Origin of the sequence: Sphaerisporangium perillae (assembly GCF_023276435.1) — a bacterium.
GTDB classification, from domain to species: Bacteria; Actinomycetota; Actinomycetes; order Streptosporangiales; family Streptosporangiaceae; genus Sphaerisporangium; species Sphaerisporangium perillae.
This window is the reverse complement of the sequence record NZ_JALLPO010000002.1, coordinates 356,602-371,408: the sequence shown is the minus strand read 5'-3', so window position 1 is coordinate 371,408 and position 14,807 is coordinate 356,602. Positions and strand designations below refer to the sequence as shown.

The window sequence follows — 14,807 nt, the reverse complement described above, 5'->3', positions numbered from 1 at the left end:
TGGTGTATGGGTATTTCCCGTGTGTGTCCGACGGCGATGATCTGATCATCCTGGATGAGAAGACCGGGAATGAGCGGACCCGGTTCTCTTTCCCGCGGCAGCGGCGGGACCGGCATCTGTGCCTGGCGGATTTCTTCCGCGGTAAGGACAGCGGTGAGGTGGATGTGGTGGCGTTTCAGGTGGCCACCATGGGCAGCCGGATCTCGGAGGCGACGGCGGAGTTGTTCGCCAAGGACGCCTACCGCGATTATCTGGAGTTGCATGGGTTGTCGGTGCAGTTGACCGAGGCGCTGGCCGAGTATTGGCATGCCCGGGTGCGGGGCGAGTTGGGCATCGGCGGGGATGAGTCGCTGGCCGACATGTTGAAGGTCAACATCACCGGCTGCCGGTACTCGTTCGGGTATCCGGCGTGTCCGAACCTGGAGGACCAGCGGCAGTTGTTCGAGTTGCTGGACCCGGGCCGGATCGGGGTGAGCCTGTCGGAGGAGTTTCAGCTGCATCCCGAACAGGCCACCTCCGCCCTGATCGTCCACCACCCCGAAGCCAAATACTTCAACGTCTGAGCCCGGCCGCGGCCACGCGCCCTCAGGAGACGATCACCGCCCATACCAGGCTGCCGAACGCGGCGACCGAGGTCAGCGTGCGGGCGAGGTTCCAGCGGACCCACCGTGCCTCGAAGGCCTCGCGCACGGCGGCCAGGTCGGCGATGTCGCCGGGCTTCCCGGCCGCGTCGAGGGCGTTGTTCAGGGGGATGTTCACCGCGAAGGTGATGACGAGCGTCGCCGCGTAAAGGACCACCGCGGCCACCAGCCACGGCAGCAGAGCGCGCCCTTCCTGGTGGAGATGGAGTATCGCGGTCAGGGCCGTCATCACGAGCGCGCCGGCGAAGCACAGGGCGAACCAGCCGTTGAGGATGGCCACGTTGATGCGTTGCATCGTGTCGACCAGGGTACGGTCGGTGGCCTTGTTCAGACCCGGCATGACCGAGCAGGCGTAGGCGTAGAACAGGCCGGCGATCAGTCCGGTGCTCATCGTCGCGGCGACCAGGACGACCTTGCGTAACAGCTCCATCTTCAGGTCCCTTCTGATTCTCTCTGCCACCAGTCAAGCGGCACCCGCCGAGACGGGCCATCGTTCAGAAGCGCGCGAGCATGCGCGTGCGTCTCATCGAGCCGTATGGACGTCCTCGCGAGCCTGCTGGACGGGCCGAGGGCCCCGGGAGCCTCGGTCTGATCGGCCCCCCGGCCTGGTCCGGCCTCGTGGTCAGGTCGTGGGCTGGACCATCAGGCTGTAGGTGCCGGTGAGAGTGCGCTCGCGAAGGGTGCCGGCCCGCACGAGGGTCGCGCCGCGGAGCAGCCCCCGCTTGCAACCCTCACCCGAGTAGATGATGACGTCGGCATCGGTCTTGTTGATCACGGTGACCCTGGTCATGAGGGAGAACCAGGGGAGCGCGTGGCACCCGGGCGCCGGATCGACGAGCCGCGTGCGCGGGACCTCGTCGCCCTCGATCGTCAGCGTTCCGGTCGCGGCGGTGGCCGGCGACGGGGCCGTGAGGGCCAGTGGCGCGGCGGCGAGCAGGGCACCGAGAGCCGTCATGACACGTCGCATGGCATTCTCCTCCACTGTGGATCGACACCTCGATCATCGTAACGGAGAGCGACGATCCGATCGCGGCAGGACGGCTGGATCTCCGGAAAAGCGGATCGCCGACCCGCCTGGCGGCGGATCGGCGATCGCGAGGTACCGGCGTGTCGCCGGCGGGCCGGGTACGGCTAGTCGCCGTACTCGTTCTGGACCCCCGGCGGGGTCAGCGCGGAGATGTAGTGCTGCGGCAGGTGGTCGTCGACCGAGTAGACGGCGGGCAGCGACCGGGTCGCCTCGAACTTGCGGGCGATGAACGACAGCGCCGACAGCGGAATGCCGAGCAGCCCGGCAAGCTGCGACGTCGGCCGCCTCCTGGCCTCCCACTGGCCCCTTCTCGCATGCGTGGCGAACCGCTGGTGGGTCAGCGTGTCGATGAGGCTGTTGCGGAGGTGCGGGACCCGGTAGTGGTACTCGCGGCCGAAGTGCCGGAACGGGCCCGACGAGGTGGACGGCAGGTGCGGGACGATGTCGCTGTCGTACACGTAGCGGATGACGTTCTCGCGGAGGAACTCGTCCCGCTCGCAGGCCTCGGCGAACGCCGGGTCGCCGATCATGGGCTGGCCGTAGGTGTAGACCGCCTTCAGCCGGTCACCGAGCGCCTCCCTGTACTTGCGCTCGTGCCTGATCATGACGCCCAGCAGCGCGGCCATCGCCCCGCCCTGGCTGTGCCCGGTGATGTAGAGCGCCTCCAGGTTGCCCTCGGAGGGGGCGGAGCCGTAGGCGTCGCCGGACCGGGAGGCGCCGTCGGGCTGCCCGATGTGGCCCGGCTGGCGCTCGGACGCCCGCCGCAGCATGTTCATGACCTCGTACCGCGTGGCTCGGACGTTGCGGTAGGTGCCGGCGTGCACGGTGGCGCGCGGGTCGCCGATCTGGTAGCCGATGCGCTCCGGCTCCAGGTCGATGTCGCTCAGCCAGTTGATGAAATTGAGCGGTTCGGTGCCCCGGTAGCAGAGGATTCCGACCTTGCCGCTCTCGCTCTGGATGAAGAAGGCGGTCGAGCAGATGAGCATCGCGTCGACCGACGTCTGGATCATCTGGCAGTGATTGTCCTCGAGGCCCATTCTCGCCAGGATCATGGACAGCGTCCTGGCGTCCGAATAGGCGTACGCGGCGCAGGTCGCGAGGACGTGCGCGATTTCGGGATCGGGATGGTGCCCCGCCTCCAGCAGCCGCCTTTCCAGGTTCTTGTAGACCGGGAATCCCGCGGTCTCGCGGTGGCCGTAGGGCCGGAGTTCCTCGTAGGAGGGCGCCGTGACGTCCAGCGGCGGCATGCCGCCGGCCTGCACGATGTCCCGCATCCTGCGTTCCCACTCAGTTGTGGGATACGTTCCCGCGGCGGACTCGGGCTTCCTGCCGCCACTCACCACCTTTCCGGCGTTGGCCTGGCCTACCGTGGCCGTGACTGTTTTCTCCGACTGGCGACTGTTCCTGGTGGTATCCACGCTTGCCACGCCACACACCTTCCCGTCGGCGACGGTGCTTTGAACTGTTCCGCGGTTTCCGTGATGGGCAGGACGGCGTTGTCACTCGCGCTTTGAGCGCACCCCGAGAACCGCCTGTCCTTCACAATTTCCTGGACATCACGGGCCAAATCCCATGCGCGCGCAAACTCATTTCCAGAGGCTCGCCGGAGGGACGTGCGGAAAGGGCCGCTCAGTGGGTGGAGGCGGCGGCCAGGGGCAGTGGCGGCATGCCGGGCGTGGCGGGTTCGTCCGCCGGCGGCTCGTCGAGTGGCAGCCGCACGGTGAAGCGGGCGCCGCCCGCCTCGGCGGTGTCCACCCCGATGGTCCCGCCGTGGGCGCGGACGATGTCGCGGACGATGGCCAGGCCGAGGCCTGTGCCTCCCCGGTCGCGGCAGCGGGAGGCGTCCAGCCGGGTGAAGCGCTCGAAGATCCGCTCGCGGTCGGCCTCGGCGATGCCGTCGCCGTCGTCGGAGACCACCAGCTCGGCGGTCCGGCCGTCGCGGCGCACCTCCACGAGCACTCCGCGCTTCGCGTGCCGCTGGGCGTTGTCGAGCAGGTTGGTCAGGACGCGGGCGATCTGGGTGTCGACGCCCCTGACGGCCACTTCGGGGACGAGCCGGAGCCGTACGGGCAGCCGGTCGGTGCGCCGGGAGACCTCCATGCGGACCGACTCGGCCAGGTCCACCTCGGCGAGCGCGCTGGGCGTGCCCCCGTTGAGCTTCGCCAGCAGGAGCAGGTCGGTCATGATGGCCTGCAGCCGGTCGACGTCGCGAAGCGTGCGGTCCAGCAGGTCCTCGAGGTCGGTGTCCTCGGGGTGCATCCGGGCCTCCTCCAACTGGGCGCGCAGGCCGGCGACCGGGGTGCGCAGCTCGTGGGAGGCGTCGGAGGCGAACTGCCGCTGGGCGGCGAGTGCCAGCTCCATGCGGTCCTTGGCGCTCTCGAGGCGTTCGAGCGTGCCGTTGACCGTCCGCGCCAGGCGCGCGATCTCGTCGTCGCCGGGAGGTTCGGGGACACGGCTGCTCAGGTTGTTGACGTTGGTCGCGGCCAGTTCGGCGCGGATGGTCTCGACCGGCCGCAGCGTCCGGCCGGAGATCTTCCAGGCGGCCCAGATCGCGAGGGAGATCAGCGCCGCGACCTGTATGGCGAAGAGCGCGTCGAACACGCCCGTCGCGATCACCGTGCGGACCGGGCCGCCCGCGTAGACCACGTTGGAGCCGGGGTCGGGGGAGACGCGGGCCGCGGAGAGGCGCACGCAGCCGAGGCGGGCGTTCGCGCAGGTCTGCACGTCCCTCTGCGGGTCCTCGGCCGTGGGCCACAGCGTGGACAGCGGCGCGAGCCCGCGGGCGTCCGGCGAGGAGGCGATGACCTTGCGGTCGGGCGCCACCACCTGGATCACGTTGGCCCCGGGCACGCTGCTCGTCACGATCGGGTCCGTCAGCCGCCCGGCACGGTCGGCGGCGGCCATGAGGCCGGCGGCGCGGCGCGCGTCCAGCCATCCGGCGTTCGCCAGTTCCTGGCGCGCGACCATCCCGGCCAGCACGCCGGAGGGGACGAGGAGGAGCATCGCCAGGAGGGCGACCAGCGCGGTGACCCGCCCGCGGATCGAGCGGGGGCGCCACAGCCGCGGGCGGCATGGTGAGTCGGGGAGAGGGATGGGCACGCGGGTCCTCCTCGCGGTGATCAATCACTGCTGATCACGGGCGGTGGGGGGCTGCGCCGGATCGGGTGGGCGCTCAGGGAAAGCGCCCGGAGGGCGGGTACGTTGCACCGCCGTATGCTCGGCCATCTTCGGTACGGCGGCACGTGCGGCCGCATGGCCCGCGGATGACTCGCTAGGGCAAAAGCAAACGTAGCAGATACCCCAAAATGGTGCAAATCAGACAAAACCTTACCTTGATCATGTCACGGCACGGTCAAGCCACCGACAGGTGGGCCCGACCGTGCCGTGATCTTCCGCAGGCCTACGTGCGGTACACCTGGAACTCCGACACCTGCCCGGCGGGCCACCCGGTGTTGCCGGTGAAGGTCAGCCGGATGTGCCGCTGCGACGTCGCGGGGAAGGTGATCGTCGCGGTGTTGCCGGTCCCCGGGTCGAAGGTGTAGCCGAGCGGCGCCACCATCGTGGAGTACGCCGTGCCGTCCTGGCTGCCCAGCACCGCGATCGTCTGTGTCCTGCGCCCCCACGCGGAGGAGGGCGGCAGGGTGAGGACGATCCGCGTGACGTCGCTCACCGCGCCCAGGTCGACCGTGATCGACTGCGGGAACGCGTTGTTGGCGCTCTCCCAGTAGGTGCCGGCGTTCCCGTCGTTGGCGTTGCCCGCGACGTAGCCCTGCGTGTGGCTGCTCGCGCTGATCGCCCGTCCGGCCGCCAGGTTCGGATTTGCCGGTGGGGTGGTCGTCCCGGTGAAGCGGTCCACCCAGTACTTGGTCCGGTCGAGGTAGGCGGTCTCGGCGTCGGCGCCCGTCCTGCCGTAGGCGCCGTCGAAGGTCTGGTAGCCCCGTCCGGCGGGCGGGGTGGAGCTCGCCGGCTCGATCACCGATCCCTCGTGCCACTCGTTGAAGGAGGTGACCGAGACCCAGCTCGGATCGCCACCGGTGGCCGGGGCCAGGGCGTTCTGCCATTCGGTGTCGTAGGTGGCGCCGTTGCCGCGCCCCAGGGTGGGGGTGGTGTTGCCCGGCACCGCGCGGTCGTCGATGTATCCCGGGGCGACCGACGGCGCCCAGATCAGGCCGTTGGCCTTGCAGAAGTCGCTCGCGCCCTTCCAGCCCGGCGCCGTCGCGCCGGCGATGCCGTCGTAGGTGTACATGCCGCCGAAGTGCGCGACCTTGGTGGTGTCGGTGGTCTGGGCCAGCACGATGCTGCTGGAGCGCACCTGGTCCAGCGCGGTCCAGTCGGTGATCCGCAGGCTCTCGAAGACGTAGAACGCGCCCCGGTCGCCGTGGGCGGCGTCACGGTAGAACGCCGGGCTGTTCCCGTACCGGGAGTTGATGTAGGCGATGTCGGCGACCGTCGAGGCGGCGGTGCGCCCGGTGTACGGCTCGAGGTGCCAGGCGACCTTGATGCCGAACCGCGCGGCCGTGTCCAGCACGCCGGCGGCCAGCCGGTCCTCGTAGGAGTCCTGCCCCCACCAGCTGTAGACGATGACGCCGGCGCCCGACCGCTGGATCCAGCGCATGTGCTGGGTCACCGCGCCGGCCAGGTCGCCGGAGTCGTAGGGGCCGAGCTCAGGGTAGAGGTCGGCGCCGATGTCGTCCGGCGGCGTGTGACCGCCCTGCTGCCAGTGCCGGTAGCTGCCGGCGACGGCGGGGCTGCCGTACCACGGGTAGTAGAACAGCTGGACGTCGGCGGCCGTGTGGCCGGCGGCGGCCTGCGGTGCGTTCTGCGAGGCGAGGGCCGGCCGTCCCAAAAGTGGCGTCAGGCCCGACGCCACGAGAAGGACGGCGGCGGCCGTCGCGGTGCGCCAGTTCGGCATGGTCGGTGACTCCTCGCGTCGATGGGGGGGTTCGCCGGTACGAGGGGGCCCGTCCGCCCGACCGGTACGAGCGGCACCACCGCGGCGGAGCCGAAGTCGGCGGGAACGGCCCCGTCACGGGTCTCGCCGGCCGGGTGGACGGGAGTCTCAGGGAGCGACGGCCGTACCGCTCCGCTTGAAATTTCAGCGATCGACGAACAACTTGCGGTTTTCTCGAGAAATTTTGCAGGCTTTTCGCATTAAAGAGCGCTTCTCCCAAGCGGTGCAAGTGTCGAAGCGCTTCGGCTTACGTAACACTTCCGTAACGCGATCGGCTGTGCCGTGTCGGATGTCAAGACATGTCATGGCCGACGCGCCGCCCGAGCTGCGGGGATTTACTGCGAGAAGTGGCCGTGTTAGAACCTCATTACGGTCCTGCCGCGCTGGTCCGGCAGTCGGCGCGGTGTTCCATGGACGCCTGTAGGACGCATGACAGATAATTTCGTGAGTCAATAGTCTTTTTGCGGGGCTCCGCTCCGCGCAGACCGGCACTCGGAGGCGGCACCCTCCAGCGGCACGACCACCGATCCACCTGACCCACCGACGCCCACCCCGACCCACACCGACCCCACCCGACCCGACAGCAAGCGCGGCGGCGCGCGCCTTGCCTGACTGACCCCCCAAGTCAGGAAAGGACCCCCCATGTCACCACGTCCTCGGCCGTGGACTCGGCTGCTCGCCGCGATCACACTGGTCGTCGCCTGCAGCGCGGCGACCGTGACCGCCACCGGCCCGGCAGCCCAAGCCTCGGTCATCCCGGCCTCCGACTACCAGCAGGTAAGCCTGGCCACCGGAGGCGCGGAACTCGGCGAGGCCATGTCCCTCGCGGTGCTCCCCAACCGCTCGGTGGTGCACACCGCCCGCGACGGCACGGTGCGCGTCACCGACGCGTCCGGCAACACCAAAGTGGCCGGTCAGCTCGATGTCTACACGCACGACGAAGAAGGACTCCAAGGGGTCGCGGCGGACCCCGGCTTCGCCACCAACCGCTACATCTACCTGTACTTCTCGCCCAAGCTGACCACGCCGGCGGGTGACGCGCCGACCAGCGGAACCCAGGCGCAGTTCGACCAGTGGAAGGGCGAGCTGCACCTCTCGCGCTTCACCTTGAACGCCGACGACACGCTCAACCTGGCCAGCGAGAAGGTCGTGCTCAAGGTTCCGAACGACCGAGGGCAGTGCTGCCATGTCGGCGGCGACATCGACTTCGACGCGGCCGGCAACCTGTATCTGACCACGGGCGACGACACCAACCCGTTCGAGTCGAACTCCTACTCGCCGCTCGACGAGCGCACCGACCGCAACCCGCAGTTCGACGCTCAGCGGTCGGCGGCCAACACCAACGACCTGCGCGGCAAGCTGCTGCGGATCAAGCCGCAGCCGGACGGGACGTACACCATTCCCTCGGGCAACATGTTCGCGCCCGGGACGGCGATGACCCGGCCCGAGATCTACGCAATGGGCTTCCGCAACCCGTTCCGCATGTCGGTCGACAAGGCCACCGGCATTGTCTACCTGGGTGACTACGGCCCGGACGCCGGCGGCCCCGACCCGAACCGCGGCCCCGGCGGCCAGGTCGAGTTCGACCGGATCACCGGCCCCGGCAACTACGGCTGGCCGTACTGCACCGGCACGAACACCACCGCCGAGACCTACAACGAGTACACCTTCCCGAGCGGCCCCTCCGGAGCCAAGTACAACTGCGCCGGCGGGCCCACCAACAACTCCTTCCGCAACACCGGCCTGACCACCCTGCCCCCGGCCAAGCCGAGCTGGATCAGGTACGGCGGCGAGGCGGGCTCACCGCCCGAGTTCGGCGGTGGCTCCGAGTCGCCGATGGGCGGCCCCGTCTACCGGTACGACGCCTCGCTCAACTCCAGCGTCAAGTTCCCGCAGTCCCTGGACGGCAGGTACTTCGCCGGAGAGTACGGCCGTAAGTGGATCAAGGCCATCGAGGTCAAGGCCGACGGCACCTACGGCGACATCGGGGACTTCCCCTGGACCGGCACGCAGGTCATGGACATGGCCTTCGGCCCCGACGGCGCCCTGTACGTGCTCGACTACGGCACCGGCAGCGACAACCAGGCCCTGTGGAGGGTCGAATACGTCGGCGCGACCAACCGCAACCCGATCGCCAAAGTGGCCGCCGACAAGACCTCGGGCCCAAGCCCGCTGGCGGTGACCTTCTCCTCGGCCGGCAGCTCCGACCCCGAAGGCGGCGCGCTGACGTACTCGTGGAACTTCGGGGACGGCGGCACCTCCACCGCGGCCAACCCCTCGCACACCTACACCACCAACGGCACCTACTCGCCGACGCTGACCGTCCGCGACCCGCAAGGACTCACCGGGACGGCGAGCCTCGTCGTGACCGTCGGCAACACCGCCCCGACCGTGACGCTCACCCAGCCGGTGAACGGCCAGCTTTTCTCCTTCGGCGACACCGTGCCCTTCCAGGTCACCGTCAGCGATCCTGAAGACGGCGCGATCGACTGCACCAAGGTGACCGTCACCTATTTCCTGGGGCACGACAGCCACCGCCACCAGATCACCTCCAAGACCGGCTGCAGCGGATCCATCGCGGTGCCCGTCGACGGTGAGCACGACGCCGCGGCGAACGTCTTCGGTGTGTTCGAAGCCTCCTACACCGACAAGGGCGGCCTGACCTCCACCAGCCCCCGCACGCTCCAGCCGAGGCACCGGCAGGCCGAGCACTTCGGCGCCCAGTCCGGCATCCAGGCCGCCGACCACGCCGGGGCCGAGGGCGCCAAGACGGTCGGCTTCACCGACAACGGCGACTGGATCTCCTTCCAGCCGTACGCGCTGAGCAACGCAAAGAGCATCACCGCCCGGGTCTCCTCCGGCGGCGTCGGCGGCACCCTGGAGGTACGGGCGGGGTCGGCGACCGGCACGCTCCTTGGATCGCTGAACGTCGCCAACACCGGCGGCTGGGACACCTTCGTCAACGTCACCGGGACGCTGGCCAACGTTCCCAGCGGCACCACCACGCTGTACCTGGTGTTCAAGGGCGTGACCGGCCAGGGCAACCTGTTCGACCTCGACGCCTACACCATCGACACCACGACCGGCGGCACCAGTACCACGACCGAGGGCGAGGCGTACACCTCCCAGTCGGGCTTGCAGCCGGCCGCCCACGCGGGGGCCAGCGGCGGCACGACCCTCGGCTTCATCGACAACGGCGACTGGGCCGGATACTCGCAGGTCAACACCCAGGGCGCGCAGACCTTCTCGGCCCGGGTGTCCTCCGGCGGCCCCGGCGGCACCATCCAGATCCGCTCCGGCTCGCAGACCGGGACCCTGCTCGGCTCGGTGAACGTCGCCAACACCGGCAACTGGGACACCTTCACCACGGTGTCGGCCACGCTGACCGGCTCGGCGTCCGGGTCCCTTTTCCTGACGTTCATCGGCGGCTCGGGCTCCCTGCTTGATGTCGACACCTTCACCATCACCCGCTGACGACTCTTAGGGACCATCCATGTTCAAGGTCATGCGCCGCGTCCTGGCGCTGGTCGCCGCCACGGTGATCGCAGCCCAGTTCGCCCCCGCGGCCGCGCAGGCCGCCGATCCGGCCTACCAGGTGCTGGTCTTCTCCAAGACCGCAGGGTTCCGCCACGACTCCATCCCCACCGGCATCCAGGCCATCCGTGACCTCGGTGCCGCGAACAACTTCACCGTCACCGCCACCGAGGACGCGAACGCCTTCACGGCGGCCGGCCTCGCGCAGTACAAGGCGGTGGTGTTCCTCAGCACCACCGGTGACGTCCTCAACGACGCCCAGCAGACCGCCTTCGCCTCCTACGTGAACGGTGGCGGCGGCTACGTCGGCATCCACGCGGCGGCCGACACCGAGTACGACTGGCCGTACTACGGACAGCTCGTCGGCGCATGGTTCAAGAGCCATCCGGCGATACAGCAGGCGACGGTCAAGAACGAGGACCGCACGCACCCCGCCACCTCCGGCCTCGCGGCGACCTGGACGCGCACCGACGAGTGGTACAACTACCGCACCAACCCCCGCTCCACCGTTCACGTCCTACAGAGCATGGACGAGAGCAGTTACACCGGCGGCGAGATGAGCGGGGACCACCCGATCACCTGGTGCCATCCGCAGGCGTCCGGCCGGTCGTTCTACACCGGCCTCGGCCACACGATCGAGTCCTTCGCGGAGCCGAGCTACCGGGCGCTGCTGCTCGGCGGCATCAGGTACGCGGCTGGCATGGTCCAGGCCGACTGCAACCCCCCGACGGGCGGGGGCGGCGGCACCGTGGAGGGTGAGTCGTACACCTCGCAGTCGGGTGTGCAGCCGGCGAGTCATGCGGGGGCGAGCGGCGGCACGACGCTCGGTTACATCGACAACGGTGACTGGGCGGGTTATGCGTCGGTGAGCACGGCCGGGGTGACCGGGTTCTCGGCCCGGATCGCCTCGGGCGGTCCGGGTGGGACGATCCAGATCCGTTCGGGTTCGCAGACCGGGACCCTGCTGGGGTCGGTGACGGTTCCCTCGACCGGGGGCTGGGACACCTTCCAGAACGTGTCCACCACGCTGAGCGGTTCGGCGTCGGGGGCGTTGTTCCTGGTGTTCACCGGTGGCTCCGGCTCCCTGTTCGACGTGGACACCTTCACGCTCACCAAGTCCACCGCCCCCACGCCGGTGGAGGGTGAGTCGTACACCTCGCAGTCGGGTGTGCAGCCGGCGAGTCATGCGGGGGCGAGCGGCGGCACGACGCTCGGTTACATCGACAACGGTGACTGGGCGGGTTATGCGTCGGTGAGCACGGCCGGGGTGACCGGGTTCTCGGCCCGGATCGCCTCGGGCGGTCCGGGTGGGACGATCCAGATCCGTTCGGGTTCGCAGACCGGGACCCTGCTGGGGTCGGTGACGGTTCCCTCGACCGGGGGCTGGGACACCTTCCAGAACGTGTCCACCACGCTGAGCGGTTCGGCGTCGGGGGCGTTGTTCCTGGTGTTCACCGGTGGCTCCGGCTCCCTGTTCGACGTGGACACCTTCACGCTCACCAAGTGACACCCCGGGAGCGGCACTCGCCGGAAATAGACCGGATGTCCGGACGAACCGGCTCCGGGGCGGGTGCCGCTCCCTGCTCCACCGCACTAGGCCGGCTGTCGGCGGCCGGCTCGTGAAAGAAGGAGAGCTGATGGACGTCGGAGTATGGCTCATCGGGGCAAGAGGCTCGGTGGCCACCACAGTCGTCACGGGCGCGGCGGCCCTGCGAGCCGGGCTCGCGGCGCCCATCGGGTGCGTGACAGAAGCCCCCGACTTCGCAGACGCGGGGCTCCCGCCGCTCGACCGGCTGGTCTTCGGCGGGCACGACATCTCCAGCACGCCGCTGCCCAAGAAGGCCGAGGAGCTGAGCCGGGCCGGGGTCATCCCAGCGCCGCTGGCCGAACTCGTACGCCAAGATCTGGAGGCCGCCGACGCGGAGATCCGGTCTGGGATCGCCGCGGACGCGGACACCTGGTCCGACGCGGCCGGCCGGCCCGGCATGGCCGGTGACACGTGGACCCGGCCGCGTGACACCTCCGTCGCGGAGGGCCAGGGCGCCATGGCACAGGCGCTGATCCGCGACCTCACCGAGTTCCGGGAGCGCCGCGGCCTCGCCCGGGTGGTCGTGATCCACGTGGCCTCCACCGAGCCGCCCGCCGTACCGCATCCGGCTCACCACAGCCTGGAAGCGCTGACCACGGCCCTGGACCGGCCCGGGAGGGTGCTGCCGCCGAGCTCGCTGTACGCCTTCGCCGCCCTCAGCGCCGGCTGCCCCTACATCGACTTCACCCCGTCTACCGGCGTCTCCCTGCCCGCCCTCGACGAACTGGCCCGCGCCCGCGGAGTGCCGTACGCCGGCCGGGACGCCAAGACGGGGGAGACCCTGGTGAAGACCGCCCTGGCCCCGATGTTCGCGGACCGTGCCCTGGCCGTGCGCTCCTGGTCGGGGACCAACCTGCTCGGAGGGGGAGACGGCGCCACGCTGGCCGACCCGGCCTCCGGGGAGAGCAAGCGGATCTCCAAGGAGCGGGCGCTGCCCGGGATACTCGGCCACTCCGTCGAGGGCCGGACCCACATCGACCATGTGCCCCACCTCGGCGACTGGAAGACCGCCTGGGACCACATCACCTTCGAAGGCTTCCTCGGCGTGCGCATGTCGCTGCAGTTCACCTGGCAGGGCTGTGACTCCGCGCTCGCCGCGCCCCTGGTGCTGGACCTGGCCAGGCTGCTCGCCCGCGCGCACGAACGCGGCCACGCCGGAGCCGTCAAGGAGCTGGGGTTCTTCTTCAAGGACCCCATCGCGCTGGACGAGCATCGCCTCCAGACCCAGTACGACCTGTTGCGCGCCTGGGCCGGGGAACTGGCGTGACCGTGGACCTCGGGACGCTCGCCGAGCTGGTCCGGGCGCCCGCCGCGCTCACCGTGCCCGGTGACACCGCCGCGGGGGGAGCGGTGAGCCCCGGACTCGCGCTGTCGTCGGTCTGCCTCTACTGGGCCGGCATGGCGCTGAACGACTACGCCGATCGTGACCTGGACGCCGAGGAGCGGCCCGAGCGGCCCATCCCCTCCGGACGCGTCCGCCCGGGCCAGGCGCTCGGGCTCGCCGCCGGGCTGACCGCCACGGGCCTCTTCCTCGCGGCCCGGACGGGCGGCCGCGGAGCCCTCGGCGTCGCGACGGGCCTGGCCGCGGTCGTGTGGGCCTACGACCTTGTGCTCAAGGACACGGCGGCGGGGCCACTAGCGATGGCCGCGGCCCGCGGGCTGGACGTGTTCCTCGGCGGCACGGTCCCCGCTTCCCCGCGCTCCGGTGTCCTTCCCGGCACTTCCGCGGGTCGCCGCGTCCCGCCGGGGAGCGGAAGGGCGCGCCTGCTGGCGGCGGGCGCCGTGGCCGCGCACACGTACGGGGTGACAGCACTGAGCCGTGGCGAGGTCAGCGGAGGGTCGACGGCCCGCTCCGCCGCGGCGCTCACCGCCACCGCCCTGGCCGCCGGGCTCGCGGCCGTCCACGTCTCCTCCGCGATCGCACCCGCCGGAGCCCAACCCGCCGTGACCGCGGGAAAGCTGGCCGCACTCGGGCTGGTGGGGGCGTACGCGGGTCTGGTGGGGCGGGCGCAGCTCGCCGCCGCCCGCACCCCTGACGCGGGACGGACCCGGACGGCCGTTGGCCAGAGCATCCTCGGGCTGCTCCCACTGCAGGCGGCGCTCACCGCCGGGCGTGGGCACCTCGCCACGGCCGTCGCACTGGCCGTGGCCCATCCCCTCGCCAGGAGGCTGTCCAGGAAGGTCTCTCCGACGTGAGATTCGGCTACGGCACCAACGGCTTCAGCAACCACCGCCTGGACGAGGCGCTCGCGGTGCTGGCCGACGTGGGGTACGAGGGCGTCGCGCTGACCTTGGACGCCGGGCACCTGGATCCCTTCGCGCCGGACATCGGCCACCAGGTGGACCGGGTCGCCGCCCGGCTGGGCGAGCTGGGTCTCGCCGTGGTGATCGAGACGGGCGGGCGCTACGTCCTCGACCCCTTCCGCAAGCACCACCCGACCCTGCTCCACCCCCCAGAGGCGGCGGCCGCCCGGATCGACCTGCTGCGGCGGGCCGTGCGGATCGGCGCGGACCTCGGCGCGGAGGCCGTCTCGTTCTGGAGCGGGATCCGGCCGGTGGAGGTGGGCGAGGAGCGGGCCTGGCGGAACCTCGTCTCGGGGGTCGCCGCCGTACTCGACGAGGCCGGTACCCGTGCGGTGACGCTCGGCTTCGAACCGGAGCCGGGCATGCTGGTCGACACCATCGCGCGGTTCGAGCGCCTGCACGAGCTGACCGGAAGGCCGGAACGGCTCGGCCTGACCCTGGACATCGGGCACTGCCGCTGCCTGGAACCCGATCCGGTGCCCGACAGCGTGCGCCGGGCCGGGCCGTACCTGGTCAACGTGCAGATCGACGACATGCGGCGCGGCGTGCACGAGCACCTGGAGTTCGGCGACGGGGAGATCGACTTCCCGCCCGTCCTCGCCGCGCTGGACGAGGTCGGGTACCGGGGCCTGGTCAGCGTGGAACTGCCCCGGCACAGCCACGCAGCCCCCCTGGTCGCCGCCCGGTCCCTGCGCTTCCTCCGCGAGGCGGCCCCGCACGGCGCGACACGCGCTCCCGGCGTCGGAGCTGTGCGATGAGGGG

General features: G+C 70.4%; 11 protein-coding genes. 6 read left to right on the top strand and 5 right to left on the bottom strand.

Annotated features, from left to right (window positions below):
• On the top strand, positions 1-563 hold a 563-nt coding region (locus MYF83_RS03645), incomplete at its 5' end, for a vitamin B12 dependent-methionine synthase activation domain-containing protein (RefSeq protein ID WP_279338997.1).
• Between the two features lie 22 nt (positions 564-585).
• Here the strand turns inward: MYF83_RS03645 and MYF83_RS03640 are convergent.
• The 5 genes from MYF83_RS03640 to MYF83_RS03620 form a co-directional block, all read right to left on the bottom strand.
• Positions 586-1,071: an anthrone oxygenase family protein gene (locus tag MYF83_RS03640; protein WP_248958696.1), complete on the bottom strand. Its 486-nt coding sequence runs from the start codon at positions 1,069-1,071 to the stop codon at positions 586-588.
• A 192-nt stretch (positions 1,072-1,263) separates the two neighbouring features.
• Positions 1,264-1,608: a hypothetical protein gene (locus MYF83_RS03635; protein WP_248958695.1), complete on the bottom strand. Its 345-nt coding sequence runs from the start codon at positions 1,606-1,608 to the stop codon at positions 1,264-1,266.
• A 164-nt stretch (positions 1,609-1,772) separates the two neighbouring features.
• The gene (locus tag MYF83_RS03630; RefSeq protein WP_248958694.1) at positions 1,773-3,095 is read right to left on the bottom strand and encodes a lipase family protein; all 1,323 of its coding nucleotides are present in this window, start codon (positions 3,093-3,095) and stop codon (positions 1,773-1,775) included.
• A 202-nt stretch (positions 3,096-3,297) separates the two neighbouring features.
• Positions 3,298-4,767, bottom strand: coding sequence for a sensor histidine kinase (locus MYF83_RS03625; RefSeq protein WP_248958693.1), 1,470 nt, complete (start codon positions 4,765-4,767; stop codon positions 3,298-3,300).
• A 301-nt stretch (positions 4,768-5,068) separates the two neighbouring features.
• The gene (locus MYF83_RS03620; protein ID WP_248958692.1) at positions 5,069-6,580 is read right to left on the bottom strand and encodes a discoidin domain-containing protein; all 1,512 of its coding nucleotides are present in this window, start codon (positions 6,578-6,580) and stop codon (positions 5,069-5,071) included.
• A 681-nt stretch (positions 6,581-7,261) separates the two neighbouring features.
• Between MYF83_RS03620 and MYF83_RS03615 the strand changes: the two genes are divergently transcribed.
• The 5 genes from MYF83_RS03615 (at position 7,262) to MYF83_RS03595 (ending at position 14,803) form a co-directional block, all read left to right on the top strand.
• Positions 7,262-10,093 (top strand): carbohydrate-binding protein, encoded by a 2,832-nt coding sequence (locus MYF83_RS03615; RefSeq protein ID WP_248958691.1) that lies wholly within the window; start codon positions 7,262-7,264, stop codon positions 10,091-10,093.
• A gap of 19 nt (positions 10,094-10,112) precedes the next feature.
• The gene (locus MYF83_RS03610) at positions 10,113-11,660 is read left to right on the top strand and encodes a ThuA domain-containing protein (protein ID WP_248958690.1); all 1,548 of its coding nucleotides are present in this window, start codon (positions 10,113-10,115) and stop codon (positions 11,658-11,660) included.
• 130 nt (positions 11,661-11,790) lie between these two features.
• Complete coding sequence (locus tag MYF83_RS03605) at positions 11,791-13,008, top strand: inositol-3-phosphate synthase (protein ID WP_248958689.1); 1,218 nt, start codon at positions 11,791-11,793, stop codon at positions 13,006-13,008.
• A complete protein-coding gene (locus tag MYF83_RS03600) occupies positions 13,005-13,937 on the top strand; it encodes an SCO3242 family prenyltransferase (protein WP_248958688.1) in 933 nt (310 codons plus the stop codon). The genes MYF83_RS03605 and MYF83_RS03600 overlap by 4 nt, the downstream gene beginning before the upstream one ends.
• Positions 13,934-14,803: a sugar phosphate isomerase/epimerase family protein gene (locus tag MYF83_RS03595; RefSeq protein ID WP_248958687.1), complete on the top strand. Its 870-nt coding sequence runs from the start codon at positions 13,934-13,936 to the stop codon at positions 14,801-14,803. Before MYF83_RS03600 ends, MYF83_RS03595 begins: the two co-directional genes overlap by 4 nt.
• The last annotated feature ends 4 nt before the right edge of the window (positions 14,804-14,807 follow it).

Coding starts and splice junctions, on each gene's coding strand:
- MYF83_RS03640 (WP_248958696.1), bottom strand. CDS start 1,071: ATGGAGCTGTTACGCAAGGTCGTCCTGGTCGCCGCGACGATGAGCACC.
- MYF83_RS03635 (WP_248958695.1), bottom strand. CDS start 1,608: ATGCGACGTGTCATGACGGCTCTCGGTGCCCTGCTCGCCGCCGCGCCA.
- MYF83_RS03620 (WP_248958692.1), bottom strand. CDS start 6,580: ATGCCGAACTGGCGCACCGCGACGGCCGCCGCCGTCCTTCTCGTGGCG.
- MYF83_RS03615 (WP_248958691.1), top strand. CDS start 7,262: ATGTCACCACGTCCTCGGCCGTGGACTCGGCTGCTCGCCGCGATCACA.
- MYF83_RS03610 (WP_248958690.1), top strand. CDS start 10,113: ATGTTCAAGGTCATGCGCCGCGTCCTGGCGCTGGTCGCCGCCACGGTG.
- MYF83_RS03605 (WP_248958689.1), top strand. CDS start 11,791: ATGGACGTCGGAGTATGGCTCATCGGGGCAAGAGGCTCGGTGGCCACC.